Source organism: Chitinophaga sp. CC14, from assembly GCF_048957795.1.
GTDB lineage: Bacteria > Bacteroidota > Bacteroidia > Chitinophagales > Chitinophagaceae > Chitinophaga > Chitinophaga ginsengisegetis.
The window spans coordinates 1,232,101-1,250,908 of the sequence record NZ_JARBFY010000005.1 but is presented as its reverse complement, the minus strand read 5'-3'; the positions used below and the strand labels follow the sequence as shown (position 1 = coordinate 1,250,908).

Sequence of the window (18,808 nt, the reverse complement as noted above, 5' to 3'; positions counted from 1 at the left end):
CGATAATGCACGTTCGTTTCTAGGAAATACACATAAATTTGAGAACAGTTGTATTCCGTTTACCTTTTTATAATATTTCAATATGATTGATGACATCTACCTAAGTACCCACGATGCCGTAATCTATTTGCTCACCCGTGAAGGCCGTGGAATGACAGCGGGGGAACTTGCTGAAATGATAGAGAAAGAAGACTTGTCCATAGATGTCCGGAGAAACTACCCAACCGCCACCGATATCAACAGAAGGATTTCAGGGAGCACTTATAGAGATGCTTTTCAAAAGGAAGGTGATTTAATTTATCATATTCCGGTAGCTGAAAAGCGCCTTTTGCGGCTCACATACAACAACAAAATGTGGCAAAGCCCAATTCGCCACAAGTGGTCGGAAAAAAACAGAGATAAAAATGTAGCCTTTGAAAATCAGTGGGGGTTTGGCTTTGAGGAATGGCTGACTCATCCCTCTTTTTCTCAAGATGGGTATCAGTATGGTGCTATTCGCGGCGCAGACGACATCAAAAACCTTTTTCAGTCCATTCGGGAGGTATATTTGTTTACCCTAAATCAGGAAACTGGCGAACGTTTCCTAGTAGGGATGATCCGTAATCTGGAGCTTATTGCAACTTTCTCTCCTCTCAGGTCAATATCTCGGGCTATACTCGTCCGCAACCTACCAGTGATGAAGGAACATTTGGGTACAACTGGTGCTGATTCTAAAGGGTTGGAAAGACTACAATACCCTTCGGTGAGGTTTCGCTTGGAGGATTTGGTGTTGTATGAGGATATGATCCCCGCGGATGAGCTTCATACTAATCAATTCAAGCGTTTCATACCTTATAAAATAGATGGCCCGCTGAATGACTTTCTGAAGAAGCACCGACCTTTGGATAAGTTCGAATTTAAGGAAGGCCGGGGAAAAAGGGGAGGGGCATCAAAGCGTACCAGTAGTGAAAAGGAAACGACCGTGAATGATTTACACGTCAGAATTGTTGATGCCCTCGAGTGTTTGTTAAGTAAAGCTGACTCACCGTTAAAGGGGAAGATAGGGGTTGAGAAATGCGGGTTCGGCCCACATATTGCCGATATCGTGGTGCAACATGATGGCGACAGTTATTCAATCATCGAAGTGAAGACCTCGCGTAACATTCGTTGGAACATCCGTGATGCCCTGGGGCAACTGATCGACTATGCTTTTTGGTATCCCGGCTTAAACGTACAAAAACTTGTCATCGTTTCACCCGAACGCATAGGGCGCCGGGAACACCAGTATTTTTCTCGCGTAAAAGCGGTGCTTACTTTTGAACTGGAATACTGGTGGTACAACGAGGTGGAAAATAGGATAAACTTCGTGGAGAAAAAATTATAACTATGAGGATGTATGTCACCGCTTCCAATTCACGAAGGCTTGAAAAATTCGGCTTCGTAGATATTATGAAGAATGACGAATTTATGCGGTACACAACAGAATAAATACGGATTTAGCGGCCACATTTACCTAATATAATCTGTAACTTGTTTGGTTGCAGATTACACAGCATATTTAAAGCAATAAAACAGTCTGACAATTATTAAATGGGAAGCTTTTAGAGGGAAAATGAACGGCGATTTTGTTAAAACTTAAATTTATAATTCATCTACAAAGCTGCTATCATTCGGACAGATAGATTAATGTTGTTGGTTACTTTATAACACAAAGAACCGGAACGCCCGCACAGAATAGATACACAAATACATGGTAAGTAAGATCATCCGCTTTGGGATTTCTGAAAAACCAGATCCGGTAAGCAATGAGCCAATGAATACCGAATTGAAGCAGAAGAATGAATACGACAATGGGCGAATGTTTCGCTTCTGCCACCGACGTTTGTGTCAGAATCGCTGCCATAAAAATGAGTGGCGAAAAGATCAGGTATTGGAATACCATGAGCAACCGTCCTCTTTTTTCTCCCATTGCAATGGTTAAGGTCTTTCTTCCCATCTGACGATCACCTTTTTCATCGCGAAAATCTTGAATGGCCAGAGAAAAACCAGCCCAAAGACTAAGCAGGCCAAAATACAGGTAACTGCTCATGGTCATTTCCACCTGTGGAGAGGCAATCGTCCACTGCCCGGTAAAAAGTAGAAACGTGCCCACGCTCATGCAAACATGATTTTTAGAGATCCAATGGTTCGACCAGCCCCAGGAGTTTAGTGCAGCAGTCACCAGCTGCCAACCCACGCTGATCCAAAATACATGTAGCATATAGGCTACCAGTAGAAACAATATGTTGTAAACTATGATCCGGTCCTTGGTTTCTTTTGGGGTAACAAGGCCACTGGGAAGGGGCCTGTCTGGTTTGTTGATGGCATCTTCAGCAATGGAATTTACCTGATTGGACATGCAGAAAGTATAGATGTATAGTACTGCATAGGTCAGGGAAAATAACAGGCGCACGGGAAAAGATTTCCAGGTGTGGTCGTAAAGAAACCATGCCGTTAAAAACGAGATCAAAGAGGGTACTATGGTATCCTTAATGTCGTTCCTGATAAATCTCCATAGAACAACAGCCTCACGAAAAGCGAGGTATTCAAACAATCGGCATAACACAATCATATAGGTGGCCAGCTTGTACACCTAAGATAAATCATCCAGCCGCATTCCCATAACAGTATACTTATCTAGTTTGTCGCCATTTTAAAGTAGCCTGTTCATCACTGATTTAAGTTCTCTAAATTCCAGAGGCTTACGTAAGAAATCCGAGGCACCAGCCGCAATGTATTGCTCATTGGTTTCTTTGTAGGCATCTGCGGATACTAAAACAACTGGAATATCCCGCAGACTATCGTCCAGCATAATTTGCTGTAAAGTTTGCAACCCATTCATTTTAGGCATATAGGAATCCAAGAAAATAATATCCGGTCTTACCAATTTGGCCTCTTCTAATCCGGCTAATCCATCCTGGGCGTTATACAATTCACTCTCCCTGAATAATGCCCGGATTGCGGTAATCGTGTTTTCCTGGTCATCAATGACCAGGATCTTTTTACCGGCAAAGGTTTTTTCCTGCGTTTTATTCCCCGGTCTGACAGGACTGATGTTGCGATGGTCACTGGCAATGTCCTTTAATTTTACAGTAAACTCAGTTCCCTGAATCTCGTTGCTGAAAAAGCTAATACTGCCACCCAGTCGTTTGACCAGCGAATCGACAATGTGCAGACCTAGGCCATTGCCACCCAGACTTCCGTTTTCTCCCGATACAAAGGGGTCAAATAGCCTGGACTGGAGTACCAGAGGGATCGCTCCATCATTATAAACCGAAATTACCAGTGTGTTTTTATTATCTTCTACCCGGATGACTACTTCTGTATTCTGCGGAGCATATTTTATCGCATTAATGGCAAGGTTGACTACAATCTTTGTTAGCTTGAGTTTGTCGGTATAAATAATAGCTGGAATGGAACTCCGATCAATTTTTACTGTTAGCTTTTTGTTTTTTTCTGCTGCAAGTGGTGTCAATATTTCCATAAAGTTGTGGACCCAGGAGATCGTATGGAAGTCGATCTTTTTAATTTCTGCCGGTAATCCGGCTTCTATTTTAGACAGATCCATGATATCGTTGATGATCTCTGTACTATAAATGCTCGCAGGTAGAATTGTTTTTAGTGCCCTTTCAATAGCCTTCATATCGGGGACGCGGTTACTGCCTTTCAAAATTAACTTCAGTTCCTGGGCCGCGATATGTATAGCGTCCAGTGGCGTTCGTAAATCATGACTTGTTGAGCTAAGGAAATTTCTTCTTGATATATCCGCATTTTTCAATGATTCCATAAGCGCTATATTGCTTCGTACAGTAAGCCATAATCCTATTGAAATCAACGCTAACATGCCCCCAATACTAAACCATCTAAAGAAATAGAAGTTAACATGATCCAATTGAAGTGGCCTGATAACCTGGTAATAGTTATTCGCCTCAATTATGACCATCAGGCACGCAACCACTGCAATAGATAGTGCCCTTTCTTTCTTTTTGCGGAAAATCAAACAGGCGCCACCCACCAAAAAAGTAATTAAAAAAGCAGCAATTAGCTCTGTAGAGAGCACCATTCCCAGTAACGCCCCAAAATACACAGCAGAAAAACTATGGATGGCGATCATTCCGAATTTCGCAGCATCAAGTTTCCCGTAGTGATTCAGAAATAATAGGCCATAAAATGCCGCTGATTCTATCAAAACGCCATAAAGCAGCATTTTTGAATGGATCAAGCTATAAAAAAATAATCCGATACTCAGCACCATTGATCCGGTAATAAAAGCTAGTGTGTTCACGATGATAACAGAGGGCTTGTCGATTTCCGAGGCCTGATCAATCCCTAATGTCGCCATTTTATTGTAAAAGGGTGGAATCATTTGTAGCTTTTGTTGTAATTGCTTAATGACCTTCATTCGTAGTTTAATTTTGAGGGTTGGGGTAGGGGAAATCACAAGCTAACATCCGAGGCGTCTTATACAACTCCTCAAATTATTTTTAGTTTACAGAGTTAGTTTAGCCTGTTCCGTGCTCTGTGTCTTTAGGATATCAATTTACTTAAGTACTTCCTTTAAAGTGTTAATCCAATGTTAAACTGAAATTTAATTATTAATCCCAACCTGGGTAATAGTAACGTTTTGAAAGTTAGATAGATAAAAAACGTATGTGTAATTATTCAGTATTATAATTACTTGTAAAATTTAGCTTATCTAGTATTGGTTTTGTTAAAATTTCTTGGTGATTTCTTGATATTCTTAACGATTGTTAACGAAAAATAAAAATTCAAGAACAGTTGATTATTTTTAATTATGAACCTCAGAATCCCAATACAAAAACATCAGGCATTTTGGTATGCAGCCATTGTGTTTTTTTCAGCGTCTTGTTGGCTGGTTACAGCCTATATAAATGAAAGAAATGAGTTTGTCTTCAACACGTCCCAGTATCTCCGTGAAGCTTACCACAACGTTTCAGTTCAGAAGCCCTCTATGGAAACAGGCTCGCGCTACATGAACGCCCTCAGTCGTGAATATCGTATCATTCTTCAACGTAAAGAAATAAACTTAGACTTCAGGCTTGACAAAGTTGGTTTACTTTCTCCTTATGACAATTCTGTTTTTATAAGTGTGCCGTTAGTTGACAATGAACTTGTCACTATCCAGGCGAAGTTCACTGGATTAAGAGAGTATTTGTTTAAAAAAATATTACCGATACTAGCAGTATGTTTTGCCATTTTGGTTTTAACGATTGGAGGGTTGGTAAAGATTTATCGCATGCACTCGAGTAAACAACAGGTAAATGTTAATTAGCACTACGGCTGCTAACTGCGAACAGCAACAAGCGCAGGTAATAAGAATAGGTAAGTACAACCAATATATACGCGACTCGTTGAATCGGGTGCCTGCCGGGGAAGTTATCACTATTTGAACTGGACAAAATCTGTTTATTACTGATATTAACCGCATTTCAAAACCCCTTAGTATGCTTAGACCGTACGCCTATTTTTATCAATAAATATGACTTATGATTACATTCATCATTGCGAACATTGCATTTATAATTTTATCCTTAATTGGGATCATTATTTCAGCCTTTATTTTTAAGTGGATATTATCAGTCGATAAAATTTTGAAGTATCAGCATCTTCAAACTAAACTGTTGATCATTAATGCGCGGTCTTCCGGTGTGGAAAGTGAATTAATTAAGTTACAAATCGAAGATGCGGTAAAAGAATCTAAACTGGATGGCAATTTTCTCATCAAAAGCACTCTTCCTCCAAAAAGCGCGTGGGAATAGGGCTCATTTTAAAATCTCGAAAAACGGTGGCTTTTTGAAACGAATTTCATCCCACGGGAGCTAGATCAGGTTTCTTCACTCAGTGTGTAGTCATTGTACTTGCATTTGCCGGACGATAAAATCGCAGTATTTATCTGGCAATTCAATTAAAGCCCTTGTCCTTGATCAGTCGGGGCAATTTGTGTACAGCGATAACAGGGAGCTTCTTGAAAAATAAATTCATTATAGGAAAAGGCTTGAAGTTCCTGGCATTCTTCAGCCCTTGAAACGGTGGTAATTTGTTCTGCAAAAGTGAAATAGCCCCATTCTACTAGCGATCCTTACCGATGGGGGGGATCCCTTTTTGAATTTGCCAGCAGCATCTTTTTTTACTAAATGCAGCCCAAATAGATTATTGGTTAACTATTTTGGCTCGACGTGTATATCCCTGTTTTTCAAATGGAGGGATCCATTGAAGCCTTCTTTGCGAAAACCCAGGGCCGTATGCCTGCATTCTAAAAAAGCCTTCAACACTAAATCCTTCGCTGCGGACTATTGTGGTGAACCAGGTACTATCTAAAATTTCTATTGGCACTTTTGTTTCATTCACATATTTCTCTTTCACATGAAAATCTTTTTTGCCGGCTCCAATGATCTTCGTTTCCATTTTGCAATACTTTGTGAAAAGAATTAGGTATAATATATCAGAGACGAAATTCATAACATCTACTCCTTCTTCCTCCATACTATCAGGAGCATATGATACAATGCCATCGTCCTTCATGTTAATAAAGCCAAACAAAAATGGTTCGGGCATTTCCTTACTTTTATTTAAAAAAATCATGGTTCCGCTTAGTTCTCGATCTTTTTTTCCGCCATCTGCATAAATATTATAAAAAATAGTATTAGTTGCCCCAGGTTCTGTTGGGATGATCAATGTACCGCTTTGAATGATCGGCTCCTTAGTTATAACCTCTTTAAGGGATTCACGTCCCTTAAGGTATGCGGTGTAAAATGGACGGCTAATGTACTGAATTTTGTTGCTGAATAAGGGGCGTTGTGAATCGAATTCATTTCTAATAAATTCCCAGGCATATGATGCCAATTCGCCATTATCTGCGGTCGAAAATATGCGACCATCACCATTCTCCAAAAAATTTAACGCATTTGTTTTGTTGCTTAACTTCATCAGCAAGTGAAATTTTATCAAAAGGTATAAATATTCGTCACTTGAAGTGTGAATCAAATGTTAATATAAATATTTTAAGTTACCAACGCGGTTGACTCATTAGAATGGGGGGACGCCAAAATTGGGGGAAGAACCGCTATTACTGAAATACGCAGATTAATCGTACCACCCCGTTACGACCTGGCTGGTACGATTGACAGTTTCCTATTTGCTAAATAACTCTGGATTAGCAGTTAATTGGATCGGGCAGGTACCAGTGGGGAATTACTGAAGAAATAAAAAAAATGCGTGAACCTCACAGTTTTTTGTTTTTGGGTAATCGCTCTGGTTACCCGGTTTAATTTGACGAACTAATTTACCGAAATTTAAATTCATCCCTTCTGCATAGTTAACCTCTCATTGGACATGTAATGATCGTATATAATAACGGAATAGTCATTCACCTCGAATTGCTAACTAATGTCAATGCGAACCAATTGTTTGTTATTCCATATTAACAAACAATTGGTTCGCATTGACGTTAGCAAAAATGATTCACCATCTGTCTGTCTATCGATTCTGTGCCATTCCACCCCTAAGTTGCTATAAAATACACTTCGAAATAAATGTACGCCCATAAAGGGTTTTGTTAGTTTCTTAAAAAAAAACAACTTAATCCAAACTTTCTACATTATCTGTGGCGTATCTAATTAAACGACATTACAAAACTAACTGAAGCAACCAAAACATGAACTGTCATGAAGAAATCAATTATAGTAATTGTCAGGTGGGGCCTGATAATAAGTATAGTAGCTGGAATGAAGGGAACAACCAGTTCCCCGCAGGAATCGATGTTTTTTAAAAGACAAGGTTACCTGATCAATACTGAAAGTGTGGTCTCGACAAAATATCAACAGGATAACAGCTTAATCATACTGAGTAGACACCCGGTATTCCCAGTATCTCCTGAATTGAAAAAGAAAATTTTAGAATGTATCCCCAACAGAAAGCTGGTAAGTACTGCCAGTTAGAAGAAAGTAAACTGATGTTCATAACGGAAACATGCACTGAACATTCATAGTGGCTACCAGTATTGCGAAATTATGGTTCTTACTAATTCATCTATTTGAAACAAGAGCATACACATAAAGAGAGGACTTTGTCACCGCAAGAGAAGATGAGTGAATTCAGTCGTCTTTACGACGATTATCACAGTCGTATCTATAGCGTTATTCTGGGTATGCTTGGAGATAAGGAACTTGCAAAGGATATTTTGCAGGAGACATTTATCAAAATATGGAACAATATGGACAAGTATGATGCTGACAAAGGATCAGCATTTACCTGGATGTACAAGATTGCACGCAATGCAGCATTGGATCAGCTCAAAAGCAGGGCTTATCGAAGATATCTTACAAGTAGTTCCCTGGAGGATAAGCATAATAACCTTATTCCGACGTTTGATCGGGAGTACACAGGAATCGGAAAACTGACAAACTTTTTAAAACCCGAACATCGTATATTAATAGAGATGACCTACTTTCGAGATTGGACACAGGAAGAAATAGCCCGCAAGCTGGGGTTACCGTTGGGTACTATTAAGACTAGATTTACCAACGCGAGAAAAGCATTAAGAGATATTTTGAACAAAGAACATTGAATATTCAGCAATACATATCATCCGGTATTATCGAAGGTTATTTACTGGGGCTCGTTTCAGAAGAGGAATCGGCTGAACTCGAAAGTATGCGCCGTCTATATCCACAAGTTGACATTGAAATACAGGATTGTCTGCAGCGTATGGAGAAACTGATGTTTGATGAGCCAGTTCTTCCTCCAATAGAGTTAAAAAGTAAGATACTCCAACGGGTAGAAATAGCGCCGGAGACTAAACCTCCTGCAAGTTATACGGTCATCAATATTCTGCCTAAAGATGAAAATTTGGTTACTGTACACAAAGTATGGGTTCGTATATTTATTGCAGCAGCCGTGATTTTAATAATAGCTCTGTTTTGGTCTGTATTCTACTATTATAAGTATAGGAAATTACAACAGCAATTTCAACAGTTTCCTCAGACAATACAGACAGCATATGCAAAAAATTAATAAAGCCTTCTGCCCCTTTTTCCGGCAGGTATTTTAAATAGGAAAAGATAAGCACGTGCCTGCAAACAGAATTAGGTCTTCCTGTAAACGCCTTCCACATAACTATTAACCTGTTCTAAAACACGGACAGGTTCTAATTTTAGGAAATTTTTTTTCAGATGCTCCATGAACAGTTGTTGAATTGGCTTGTTTTCCCATTCCGCAATAGATAAGGTCACCGGCCATTTTTTCAGGCTTCGTGTAAAACTATACAACACAAGGTAAGGTGGTGCCATACTATATGAGGCGTCCAGTAACTTTTCATAACTTGCTGACGTCACGCAAATTTTTAGGTCATCTATGACCTGAAAAATGGCCTCTGACTTGTTTCCTTCATATAAACTCCTGGCAAATGCCGGCATTCCCTCATCGCTAAAATAGATCATTAGGAATTCATTGTATTCTTTTTCTGTAAGGTCACAAAGATCAGTGGTATAATAGTCGTACTGTTTTTTAAATAATTCATAATTAAAGGTGCTCCCAAGTTTTTCAATAATGAAATCAATGGTCTGTTTTTCTTTTGCCAGGATTTGTTGTTGCGTCGGAATCTTACTGATTGCACCAATATGTAATTTGTGCTTTGGCTTAATCAGCTGATCAAAATAAGCGCTTTTAAATGTCGTGGAATGTCTTGCGTGCGTCAGCTTAATATATAACGGTCTCACGGTGCGACCGTGAAAATCCACATTCTTCAACCTCGGATCATCACTTACTTTATAGCTGACTTTGGACATTTTAGGGTTTTGTTTTCTTTTTACCTGATCAAACGTTTACTAGTCCTTAAGGAACAGTGACCAAAAATAGATAATTCAAAACGGTCTTAATTAAGTTATGGAAAAAAATGTGTGATACAACTGACTAAATGTTGGTGTAAATTATATAAATACAGCAACAAATAACTAAATTTGACATATAACCTTCAATCACGAAGGATTTGTGGAACTGATAATGTGAGAGTGTATGAAGAAAAAGATTTTAATCCAGCGGAGAACTTTTGCTGAGGATGAAGAAATTGAAGTCACCGAACTGGATGCGGCGGCAAAAGGGTTTGATAGAGAAGAACTCATTTTTTTGAATTTTATAGCGGAACTGATTTTAGAAATTATTTTAACGGAACATAATGAACTTGACGATTGAAAACGCATTTGGCTATCGCCGGTTGAGCGATAAGGACCAATCAAAGTACTCACTCGAGTATCAGGAAAGGGCTATTAATGATTATTGCCGTAGGTATAATCTTAATCTGATTGGAATGTACACTGATAATGGGGAATGTAGTGATACTTTTGACCGACCCGATTATAGAGCACTTGAAAAGTATATTCGGCAGAACAAAGGAAAGGCCCGGTACTTACTTATTATGGATCTGGATCGATTCAGCAGAAATCTGACAGAAGCCCTGGAGAAAATTAAAGAATTGGAGAATAAGTATAGGATAAAGGTTTTGGCCTGCAATGAAGATATTGATATTGATGTAAATGACCCCAACGTATTTCTTCAAAGGGCAATTATGTTTGCTATGGCTAATCAGGAATTGTTGCGCATTCGCCAACGCACACGTAATGGAATGCGCCAGGCAGCGCTAAATGGCAGATTTATTCATTTGGCGCCATTTGGTTATTTGAATGCAAAGGATGCAAGTGGTAGATCGATTATAACTATTGATTATAGTAAAGCACATATTGTACGGACAATTTTCGCGGAATTTCTATTGGGCACCCCTATATATGAAGTTTGGAGGATGGTCCAAAGGATTGGATTCCCTTTAAAAGGGAATAGTGCCGTAAAGTCCATCCTTACAACTTGCACCTATGCAGGTCTGATCAAGATAAAGAAGGATAATAAAAATCCGGAAAGATTTATAAAAGGATTACATGCTCCAATTATAACTGAACATGATTTTTGGCTCGTACAGGAAAGGCTGGGAACTAAAAAGCCGCCTCGTTCGCAACCTGCAGAGAACTTCCCTTTGAGGGGAATTGTGAGATGCTGGTGCGGTACTCCTATGACTGCAGCCTACTCAAAAGGTAGAAGAAAATATTATCTGTATTACAGATGCCAATATCACAAGAGAGATAATTTTCCAGGTGAGAAATTGCACACTATGATGGAGGATATTATGGAGCTTTTAAGCTTTTCTGAAAAACAGGTGGACCATATAGTTACCGAATGCAAGGATGGGCTAAAGGACCATTTCAAGGAAAGTTTAAAAATATTACCGGAAAGAGAAAGACAACTAGAGAGAGTCGAACAGAAAATTCACAACCTGGAAGCGAAATGGATGAATGATGAAGTGGATTCTGATTTTTATTCCAAATGGCAGAAAATTCTTGCGGCTGAAATGGCAGTTACCAAAGCAAATATCGAAGAGTTGAAAAGCAAAGATAGGGTAGGTAAATTTCAGTCGTTGGTAAAAGATTTGCACCACCTAACAAACTTGAAAATGATCTATCAGAAAAGTAACGTAACAAGAAAGCAATCTTTAATTAAGAGGGTGTTCAAACATAATCTGGTGTTTAAAGAGGGGCTATATCGAACCGCTTCTATCGAAAAAGTCTTCATGCATAACTCATTGATTTTAAAAGAAAAAGGTCTCATCGAAATCGATGAGACCTGCCTTTCCGGAGCGTCACTCCGGAGTTGTACCCCAGATGGGAGTTGAACCCACACTCGCATTGCTGCGAACGGGATTTTAAGTCCCGCGTGTCTACCAATTCCACCACCAGGGTTTGTAGGGAATAATCAGAGCGAAAGACCGGGCTCGAACCGGCCACCCCGACCTTGGCAAGGTCGTGCTCTACCAAATGAGCTACTTTCGCATTTATTATAAGAACTTTTTTTGTTGGGATTGCAAAGATAGGAATCTTTTTGAAGCTGCAAAATTTTTTTAACGCTGAACTCAAATATTTTACGAATTCCTTTTTTTTTAACTGCATCTAAGGATTCAGCTCATAGCCGTATTTCACCATCCCTAACAACTCCTTTCCTTTACCATAGCACGTTTCACTCAAAGGTAATCCATTCGGCTGATATTCGTATTGCCAGATCGTATACGACGACGTTTGTGCGTTAACGGTAGTCATCTTCACCAGCTTTCCCTGTGCATTATACTCAAAGATATAGTCCGGCAACATACGCTTCTTCGCAGGCTGATAACGGTATACATCCGTTAGCCTGCCCGCCTTGTCGTAGTTATAATAAATCCGTGTGCCACGACGCGTATCCTGCTCCTCAATCACATTCCCCGCACTGTCGGTTTTAAAAGCTACCACGGTGGAATCACTGCCCTTACGCTGTATCAGCTGCTGCAACCGTCCCGCCGTATCATAACGGTACGTCCGGCTTTCATCAAAACGAAGCTTGCTGTCGCGCGCAATGGAGGTGCTGCTGATATATTGCAACCGCCCGCCTTCGTCGTAGCGGTATTGCGTGGTAGTTATACTCGCGCCGGAACTGTCTACCGTTCTGATCAGCTGCCCCTTGGCGGAAAAAGTGGAGGTCATGGCAGAATAACCGGTGGAGCTGGACTGTGTTTGCGCCTTCATTTGCCGGTAGGTGGGATTCAGGTTGCGCTCACAACGAAAGTCCCGGTCCGGTTGCATGTCGGCATCCAGCGTCAGCACCTGCTGCGTTTTTACCTTGTTTTCCTTTAGCAGCGCCATTGTCGCCACCGTTTGCTGGGTATTGTAAATGTCCTGGAAGTAATATTGACTAAAACCCCTGGCTGCAAATGCCAGTATACTCAGTGCCAGTAGGATCGTTTTCTTCATGCCCGTAAAATCGCTGATTTTGAATGTTCAAAGGTAAAACGCAAAAATCATATTAAAATTTTTTAACCGGACTTTATCCGGGTATAATTCGTCATTTCTTTTTTATCTTGCCGGCTGTTACAACCAAAAATATCTAAATCTCTTGAAATCACAACCCTTACGTAAGGAGAAAAACTGTCTTAACTGTGGTACAGAAGTGCCTGAAAGGTACTGTACACACTGCGGACAGGAAAATACCGTACCACATGAAACATTCACCCACCTGGTTAAACACTTCGTGGCAGATATCTTTCACTACGATTCCCAGTTCCTGACCACCCTGAAATACCTCCTTTTCAGACCAGGATTCCTTTCCCGGGAGTATATGGCCGGCAAAAGAGTACGTTACGTTAATCCAATAAAATTATACGTCTTTATATCCTTCGTCTTCTTTTTCGGCCTGTTTACCCTGCAACACGGCAGCGAAGATGACTCCGGTGAATTCGTGACGGAAAGGTCCCGGATCAGCGATTCCGTGAAAACAGGCGTTGAAGCGCTGGACCTGGCCCTTTCTCAGGATAGCTCTTCCACCGGCAAAAAGAGGAGTATTAACCACTATCAGACAGTAGAAGAATTTGATGCGATACAGCGGCAATTGCCAGACTCAGCACGCCTTCATGGCGCAGAGAAGATGGTGTACCGGCGGATCATCGGTGTCCGGCAGAAATACGGAGAAGACTCAAAAAAGGCCATTATAGAAATGTTCAATCATAATGTGCCCAAACTGATGTTTATCCTGCTGCCGCTTTTTGCCCTGTTCATGAAATGGATGTACCGCAAAAAGAAAAAGTGGCTGTATGCCGATCACGCCATCTTTGCCATCCACCTGCATTCTTTTGCCTTTATTACCGGGCTGGCCGGTCTTCTCCTGGAATTTATTTTCCATAACGATATCTTTATGACCATAGGCTGGTGGATCATCTTCATTTACCTGGTGCTGGCGCTCTGGAATAACTACCAGCAAAGCTTTCGGAAATCCCTGTTAAAAGGCATTGTGCTGAGCGTGGCTTATATCATGTCAACTGCTATTGTATTCCTGGTCTACATTTTACTGATGTTTATGATATTTCTTTAACTTTAAAAGATGCAACCGGAATTTATTATCATACACCAGCAAGTGGCGCCCTATGTTGCCCACATTCAATTGAACCGCCCAAAAGAACTGAACGCATTAAACCTGCAACTCATGGGCGAACTGAGAGACGCCCTGAAAATCCTCGATGCGGACGACGAGGTGCGGGTAATTGTCCTCAGCGGCAACGAAAAAGCTTTCGCCGCCGGCGCCGATATAAAACAAATGGCAGGGAAATCTGCCATAGATATGTATAATATCGATCAGTTCAGCACCTGGGACACCATCAAAAAAATAAAGAAACCTATTATAGCGGCGGTTAGCGGCTTCGCCCTCGGCGGTGGCTGCGAACTGATGATGCTCTGCGATATGATCGTGGCCAGCGAAACAGCCCGTTTCGGCCAGCCGGAAATAAAACTGGGCGTAATGCCAGGAGCCGGTGGTACCCAGCGACTTACCCGCGCAGTGGGGAAAGCCCTCGCTATGGAAATGGTGCTTACCGGCCGCTTTATCACCGCAGAAGAAGCACTCCGGGCCGGATTAATTAACCGTATCGTGCCCGTGGAACTCTTCCTGCAGGAAGCCATAAAACTGGCCGCAGCAACGGCTGCCATGAGCCCTGTAGCGCTTAAAATGGCTAAAGAAGCCGTTTTGAAAGCTTTTGATACCAGCCTGGAAGAAGGATTACATTTTGAACGTAAAAATTTTTATCTTCTCTTTGCATCTGAAGATCAGAAGGAAGGCATGCAGGCGTTTATTGAAAAAAGACCTCCTGTATTCAAAGGAAAATAGCCCGGAACTTTATTGAAAACCATTAAACTATTTTATTATTTGACTTGTTAACCTTCCACTGATAAAAAAATTATGTTGTTAACTGCCGGGAAAGTGGTGCCCGATAGTTGTTGTAGCCCCCTTAGTATCAAATAAAAAAAATTTAACCATGAGTGCGAGAAGGATTCCTGTTGCATCACTTTTGTCGCTCACTATCTGCGCGTTTGCATGTAATAGCCCCGCCCAGAAAGTAAGGGCGGTTGTACTGGCCGACCAGACTAACCTGCCACCTACCGATACCATGATCGCTGGTGGCGATACTATTCAAACAGACATGGTAGCTTCCTGGAACAGTTTCCTGCAATTCAACGGTAAATACGCCGCGGAAAGCAGTCTTTTTGAAACCGAACCGCTGAAAAGCAGACTTAACGTACTGATAGGTAAAGCCCGTAAATCTTTTTTTGAAAGATTAAAAGTGACACCACCCATAGAAGTGGAAAACAAAATACTTTTTAATGAAGGATACATGCCCGGAAAATCAGGCTACGATGAAGCCGTTATTGCCATAGATATGGACCGGGATATCATTTACATCGGCTTCACAGTGAACAGAAGTCTCATGCTCTTCAGCGAAAAAGGAGATACCGACTACCCGGAAAAATTCCTGCAGTGGATGCAGAAATTTGAACGCTGAAAAAAAAGGAAGACCGGTGTGGCCTTCCTTTTTCCTATTTCTTTTAATTATCAAACTTATTCTTCAACGCGGCCAGCTTCGCCTGGAAGTCGTTCAGCGGCGCCTCTTTAGCCGCCGGTTTATTCACCTTCTTCTGCTGATGCTGCTGATCGCCACGAGGCTCCCTTCTGGCACCCTGTTGCTGGGAACCGCTGCCACCGCCTTTCTCATTGTCTTTCATCGATAATGAAATACGCTTACGCGCCACATCAATTTCCAACACAGTTACCTGCACCTTCTGATTCAGCTTTACGGCTTCATTAGGATTGCTGATAAATTTATTGGAGAGATGGGAAATGTGCACCAGTCCATCCTGCTTTACACCAATATCCACAAATGCACCAAATGCAGTGATGTTGGTTACCACGCCCGGCAATATCATCCCCGGCTTTACATCCTCCATTTTATGAATGCCTTCTGCATATTCAAAAATAGAGATCTCGTCGCGCGGATCACGGCTAGGCTTGGCCAGCTCCTTCAATATATCTTCCAAAGTAAGCAAACCTACTTCGGCACTCACATAATCCTTCGGATTAATTTGCTTACGCAGTTCTTCCTTGCCCATCAGATCCTGTACAGTGCTGTGCTGTTTGGCGGCCATTTCTTTGATCAGGTCATAACGCTCCGGATGCACCGCGGAATTATCCAGTGGATTATCCCCGTTTTCAATACGCAAAAAGCCCGCGCACTGCTCAAATGCTTTATCGCCCAAACGATGCACTTTCTTCAGCTGCATACGGTTGCTGAATGCGCCGTTTTCTTTACGGTACTTTACGATGTTCTCCGCAAGGGAAGGGCCCAAACCGGAAATGTACGCCAGCAGGTGCTTGGAAGCAGTGTTCAGGTTCACGCCCACATTGTTCACACAGCTTACCACCACGCGATCCAGGCTCTGTTTCAACGACGACTGGCTCACATCATGCTGGTACTGTCCTACACCAATAGCTTTCGGATCTATCTTCACCAGCTCAGCCAGCGGATCTATCAGCCTGCGGCCAATAGAAATAGCGCCACGCACCGTTACATCATGATCCGGAAACTCCTCACGGGCCACTTCTGAAGCAGAATATACAGACGCGCCGCTTTCGTTCACCATAAACACATTGATCTTTTTGCCAAAATCAATCTTCTTTACAAACTCCTCTGTTTCCCGACCCGCGGTACCATTACCCACGGCAATGGCTTCGGTATCATATTTTGCCGCCCACTTCTTCAGCAGGGCTTCTGCATCATCTCTCTTGTAATTTTTTTCCAGTGGGAAAATAACATCGTTGTCCAGCATATTGCCCTGGTTATCCAGCGCTACCACTTTACAACCTGTTCTGTAACCCGGGTCAATGGCAATAACGCCCTTAGGCCCCAGCGGCGCTGCCAGCAGCAGCTGACGCAGGTTTTCCGCAAATACTTCGATCGCTTCCTGGTCCGCTTTTTCTTTTGCCGATGCCCGGAATTCATTCTCCAGGGAAGGACGCAGCAAACGCTTGTATGCATCTGCGGCAGCTTTGGTTACCTGTTCTGCCGCCTTGCCTTTACCGGTCACAAATTGTTTGTTGATCAGCGCATTGGCATCTTCCTCTACCGGCGCAATAGAGCTGAACAGGATACCCTCGTGCTCTGCCCGTAATATCGCCAGCACCCGGTGGGATGGCATCTCCCGCAGATCCTCTGAAAACTCGAAATAGTCTTTATATTTATCGCCTTCGGCTTCTTTTCCTTCTACCACTTTAGACGTGAGCTTGCCGGTATTGGCAAATAATTTACGCAGCTTATCACGGCACTCCGCATTTTCATTGATCCACTCCGCAATAATATCACGCGCACCTTTCAACGCCTCTTCAGACGTTGCCACCTGCTCATTGATAAATGTTTCCGCTGCTGAAATATCACCGTCCTGCTGCTCAAACAACAGGGTAGCCAATGGTTCCAGCCCTTTCTCAATGGCCACGGTAGCACGGGTTTTACGCTTAGGCTTATAAGGAAGGTAAATATCTTCCAGCTCCGCCAGTACCCAGGTGTTCTCTATTTTGGATAATAACTCAGGCGTCATTTTTTCCTGCTCAGTGATCGTTTTGATAATAAAATCACGACGGTCATCCACCTCCTTGTAACGCTTCTGCAGGTCTTCAATACGGCCTATCTGCACCTCATCCAGACTTCCCGTTACCTCTTTACGGTAACGACTGATGAATGGAACCGTAGAACCTTCAGATAACAGGGTCATGGTGTTTTCTGCCTGTTTACCGGAAATACCCAACTCCGATGAAATAAGCGCAATGTGTTTCGGATTCATAAATCAATACATTTTGGGATTTTTTGATTGCCAGATGCCAGGTTTTGTAACCACAATAATTACAAAAATTACCATCTCCAAACCATGAAATCGCTACCATTTAATAGCTCGCAAATGTAACTAAAATGGCCTTTTTACCAAGAAAAAGTATTCCCCATTTTTACACGTCCGCATTTGGTTCTCCGGACCCGTTCTTACCCGGAATCATCTATGAATATCAAAATCCCCAAATGATCCCTATTTTTACAAAATATGGAAAAGACAGCTACATTTGATCGCCTCCTGCAGATCATGGACGATTTAAGGGAAAAGTGCCCCTGGGACCGCAAGCAAACCATTCAAACGCTTCGTCAGCTCACCATCGAGGAAACCTATGAGCTGGCGGATGCCATCACCGATGAAGACTGGAAGTCCATCAAAGAAGAACTGGGGGACATCCTCCTGCACATCGTGTTCTACGCCAAAATAGGCTCGGAACAGCAGAAATTTGATATAAACGACGTTATAAACGGCGTATGCGATAAACTCATCCACCGCCACCCGCATATTTACGGCGATGTAAAAGCCGATACAGAAGAGGAGGTAAAACAAAACTGGGAGAAACTTAAACTGAAAGAAGGAAAGAAATCCGTACTCAGTGGTGTGCCCCTGTCGCTGCCCGCCCTTGTAAAAGCGATGCGCCTCCAGGAAAAAGCCAAACAAACCGGCTTCGAATGGGATAACACAGAACAGGTATGGGAGAAAGTAAAGGAAGAAGTGAATGAACTGGAAGAAGCGGTGAACAGCGGGAATATAAATGATATGGAAGATGAATTCGGCGACGTGATGTTCTCTTTGGTAAACTATTCCAGGTTCCTCAACATCGATGCGGAAAACGCCCTCGAACGTACCAATAAAAAATTCCAGCGCCGGTTCCAGGCAATGGAAGTACTGGCACTGGAACAGGGCCGCACCCTCAACGATATGAGCTTAACGGAAATGGATACACTCTGGAATAAGGTGAAAGCCACAGAGCAATTGTAAATCGTTCTTTAATACACCCG

18 protein-coding genes and 2 tRNA genes are annotated in these 18,808 nt (G+C 42.0%); 12 read left to right on the top strand and 8 right to left on the bottom strand.

The genetic code is table 11. From position 1 onward, the window contains the following. The first annotated feature begins 82 nt into the window (after nt 1-82). On the top strand, nt 83-1,363 hold the full coding sequence (locus PV783_RS24630) for a hypothetical protein (protein ID WP_420989941.1): 1,281 nt from the start codon (nt 83-85) through the stop codon (nt 1,361-1,363). Between the two features lie 312 nt (nt 1,364-1,675). Here PV783_RS24630 and PV783_RS24625 read toward each other — a convergent pair whose 3' ends face one another. Both PV783_RS24625 and PV783_RS24620 read right to left on the bottom strand, forming a co-directional pair. After that, nucleotides 1,676-2,590, bottom strand: coding sequence for a UbiA family prenyltransferase (locus PV783_RS24625; protein ID WP_420989940.1), 915 nt, complete (start codon nt 2,588-2,590; stop codon nt 1,676-1,678). 81 nt (nt 2,591-2,671) lie between these two features. Next, nucleotides 2,672-4,420, bottom strand: a complete 1,749-nt coding sequence (locus PV783_RS24620; RefSeq protein ID WP_420989939.1) for a hybrid sensor histidine kinase/response regulator — start codon at nt 4,418-4,420, stop codon at nt 2,672-2,674. Between the two features lie 393 nt (nt 4,421-4,813). On the opposite strand from PV783_RS24620, the gene PV783_RS24615 reads away from it, so the two are divergent. Together PV783_RS24615 and PV783_RS24610 are read left to right on the top strand one after the other, a co-directional pair. Continuing rightward, complete coding sequence (locus PV783_RS24615; RefSeq protein WP_420989938.1) at nt 4,814-5,311, top strand: hypothetical protein; 498 nt, start codon at nt 4,814-4,816, stop codon at nt 5,309-5,311. A 214-nt stretch (nt 5,312-5,525) separates the two neighbouring features. Further along, nucleotides 5,526-5,798: a hypothetical protein gene (locus PV783_RS24610; protein ID WP_420989937.1), complete on the top strand. Its 273-nt coding sequence runs from the start codon at nt 5,526-5,528 to the stop codon at nt 5,796-5,798. Between the two features lie 391 nt (nt 5,799-6,189). Here PV783_RS24610 and PV783_RS24605 read toward each other — a convergent pair whose 3' ends face one another. After that, nucleotides 6,190-6,966: a hypothetical protein gene (locus PV783_RS24605; RefSeq protein WP_420989936.1), complete on the bottom strand. Its 777-nt coding sequence runs from the start codon at nt 6,964-6,966 to the stop codon at nt 6,190-6,192. Nucleotides 6,967-7,703: 737 nt separating this feature from the next. Between PV783_RS24605 and PV783_RS24600 the strand changes: the two genes are divergently transcribed. The 3 genes from PV783_RS24600 (at nt 7,704) to PV783_RS24590 (ending at nt 9,051) form a co-directional block, all read left to right on the top strand. Continuing rightward, nucleotides 7,704-7,976 carry a hypothetical protein gene (locus PV783_RS24600; RefSeq protein WP_420989935.1) on the top strand — a complete coding sequence of 91 codons (273 nt, stop codon included), beginning with the start codon at nt 7,704-7,706 and terminating at the stop codon, nt 7,974-7,976. 95 nt (nt 7,977-8,071) lie between these two features. Further along, nucleotides 8,072-8,605 carry an RNA polymerase sigma factor gene (locus PV783_RS24595; protein ID WP_420989934.1) on the top strand — a complete coding sequence of 178 codons (534 nt, stop codon included), beginning with the start codon at nt 8,072-8,074 and terminating at the stop codon, nt 8,603-8,605. Next, nucleotides 8,602-9,051: a hypothetical protein gene (locus PV783_RS24590; RefSeq protein ID WP_420989933.1), complete on the top strand. Its 450-nt coding sequence runs from the start codon at nt 8,602-8,604 to the stop codon at nt 9,049-9,051. The genes PV783_RS24595 and PV783_RS24590 overlap by 4 nt, the downstream gene beginning before the upstream one ends. A gap of 71 nt (nt 9,052-9,122) precedes the next feature. On the opposite strand, the gene PV783_RS24585 is transcribed toward PV783_RS24590, so the two are convergent. After that, nucleotides 9,123-9,824, bottom strand: coding sequence for a hypothetical protein (locus PV783_RS24585; protein WP_420989932.1), 702 nt, complete (start codon nt 9,822-9,824; stop codon nt 9,123-9,125). A 226-nt stretch (nt 9,825-10,050) separates the two neighbouring features. Here PV783_RS24585 and PV783_RS24580 point away from each other — a divergent pair, with 226 nt between their 5' ends. Together PV783_RS24580 and PV783_RS24575 are read left to right on the top strand one after the other, a co-directional pair. Beyond that, on the top strand, nt 10,051-10,227 hold the full coding sequence (locus PV783_RS24580; protein ID WP_420989931.1) for a hypothetical protein: 177 nt from the start codon (nt 10,051-10,053) through the stop codon (nt 10,225-10,227). Further along, nucleotides 10,211-11,752 carry a recombinase family protein gene (locus PV783_RS24575; protein WP_420989930.1) on the top strand — a complete coding sequence of 514 codons (1,542 nt, stop codon included), beginning with the start codon at nt 10,211-10,213 and terminating at the stop codon, nt 11,750-11,752. Before PV783_RS24580 ends, PV783_RS24575 begins: the two co-directional genes overlap by 17 nt. Here PV783_RS24575 and PV783_RS24570 read toward each other — a convergent pair. The 3 genes from PV783_RS24570 to PV783_RS24560 all read right to left on the bottom strand — a co-directional run bounded on the left by PV783_RS24570 (nt 11,734) and on the right by PV783_RS24560 (nt 12,860). Then, nucleotides 11,734-11,819 (bottom strand) — tRNA-Leu (locus PV783_RS24570). The two genes, PV783_RS24575 and PV783_RS24570, sit on opposite strands and share 19 nt — an antisense overlap. A 17-nt stretch (nt 11,820-11,836) precedes the next feature. Next, nucleotides 11,837-11,909: transfer RNA gene (locus tag PV783_RS24565), tRNA-Gly, on the bottom strand. Between the two features lie 117 nt (nt 11,910-12,026). Beyond that, nucleotides 12,027-12,860 (bottom strand): RHS repeat domain-containing protein, encoded by an 834-nt coding sequence (locus PV783_RS24560; protein ID WP_420989929.1) that lies wholly within the window; start codon nt 12,858-12,860, stop codon nt 12,027-12,029. Nucleotides 12,861-13,002: 142 nt separating this feature from the next. Here PV783_RS24560 and PV783_RS24555 point away from each other — a divergent pair, with 142 nt between their 5' ends. The 3 genes from PV783_RS24555 to PV783_RS24545 all read left to right on the top strand — a co-directional run bounded on the left by PV783_RS24555 (nt 13,003) and on the right by PV783_RS24545 (nt 15,436). Next, a complete protein-coding gene (locus PV783_RS24555) occupies nt 13,003-13,974 on the top strand; it encodes a DUF3667 domain-containing protein (protein WP_420989928.1) in 972 nt (323 codons plus the stop codon). A 9-nt stretch (nt 13,975-13,983) separates the two neighbouring features. After that, a complete protein-coding gene (locus PV783_RS24550) occupies nt 13,984-14,763 on the top strand; it encodes an enoyl-CoA hydratase-related protein (RefSeq protein WP_079473282.1) in 780 nt (259 codons plus the stop codon). Between the two features lie 148 nt (nt 14,764-14,911). Further along, nucleotides 14,912-15,436, top strand: a complete 525-nt coding sequence (locus tag PV783_RS24545; protein ID WP_111578996.1) for a hypothetical protein — start codon at nt 14,912-14,914, stop codon at nt 15,434-15,436. A 43-nt stretch (nt 15,437-15,479) separates the two neighbouring features. Here the strand turns inward: PV783_RS24545 and PV783_RS24540 are convergent, their stop codons facing one another. Beyond that, complete coding sequence (locus PV783_RS24540) at nt 15,480-17,765, bottom strand: Tex family protein (RefSeq protein WP_420989927.1); 2,286 nt, start codon at nt 17,763-17,765, stop codon at nt 15,480-15,482. Between the two features lie 252 nt (nt 17,766-18,017). Here PV783_RS24540 and mazG point away from each other — a divergent pair, with 252 nt between their 5' ends. Further along, nucleotides 18,018-18,788 carry a nucleoside triphosphate pyrophosphohydrolase gene (gene mazG, locus PV783_RS24535; RefSeq protein WP_079473286.1) on the top strand — a complete coding sequence of 257 codons (771 nt, stop codon included), beginning with the start codon at nt 18,018-18,020 and terminating at the stop codon, nt 18,786-18,788. Nucleotides 18,789-18,808 lie beyond the last annotated feature (20 nt).

Excerpts from the sequence above, each read along its gene's own strand:
- PV783_RS24630 (WP_420989941.1), top strand. The coding sequence starts at position 83 with ATGATTGATGACATCTACCTAAGTACCCACGATGCCGTAATCTATTTG.
- PV783_RS24625 (WP_420989940.1), bottom strand. The coding sequence starts at position 2,590 with ATGATTGTGTTATGCCGATTGTTTGAATACCTCGCTTTTCGTGAGGCT.
- PV783_RS24620 (WP_420989939.1), bottom strand. The coding sequence starts at position 4,420 with ATGAAGGTCATTAAGCAATTACAACAAAAGCTACAAATGATTCCACCC.
- PV783_RS24615 (WP_420989938.1), top strand. The coding sequence starts at position 4,814 with ATGAACCTCAGAATCCCAATACAAAAACATCAGGCATTTTGGTATGCA.
- PV783_RS24610 (WP_420989937.1), top strand. The coding sequence starts at position 5,526 with ATGATTACATTCATCATTGCGAACATTGCATTTATAATTTTATCCTTA.
- PV783_RS24605 (WP_420989936.1), bottom strand. The coding sequence starts at position 6,966 with ATGAAGTTAAGCAACAAAACAAATGCGTTAAATTTTTTGGAGAATGGT.
- PV783_RS24600 (WP_420989935.1), top strand. The coding sequence starts at position 7,704 with ATGAAGAAATCAATTATAGTAATTGTCAGGTGGGGCCTGATAATAAGT.
- PV783_RS24585 (WP_420989932.1), bottom strand. The coding sequence starts at position 9,824 with ATGTCCAAAGTCAGCTATAAAGTAAGTGATGATCCGAGGTTGAAGAAT.
- PV783_RS24580 (WP_420989931.1), top strand. The coding sequence starts at position 10,051 with ATGAAGAAAAAGATTTTAATCCAGCGGAGAACTTTTGCTGAGGATGAA.
- PV783_RS24575 (WP_420989930.1), top strand. The coding sequence starts at position 10,211 with ATGAACTTGACGATTGAAAACGCATTTGGCTATCGCCGGTTGAGCGAT.
- PV783_RS24560 (WP_420989929.1), bottom strand. The coding sequence starts at position 12,860 with ATGAAGAAAACGATCCTACTGGCACTGAGTATACTGGCATTTGCAGCC.
- PV783_RS24550 (WP_079473282.1), top strand. The coding sequence starts at position 13,984 with ATGCAACCGGAATTTATTATCATACACCAGCAAGTGGCGCCCTATGTT.
- PV783_RS24545 (WP_111578996.1), top strand. The coding sequence starts at position 14,912 with ATGAGTGCGAGAAGGATTCCTGTTGCATCACTTTTGTCGCTCACTATC.
- PV783_RS24540 (WP_420989927.1), bottom strand. The coding sequence starts at position 17,765 with ATGAATCCGAAACACATTGCGCTTATTTCATCGGAGTTGGGTATTTCC.
- mazG (WP_079473286.1), top strand. The coding sequence starts at position 18,018 with ATGGAAAAGACAGCTACATTTGATCGCCTCCTGCAGATCATGGACGAT.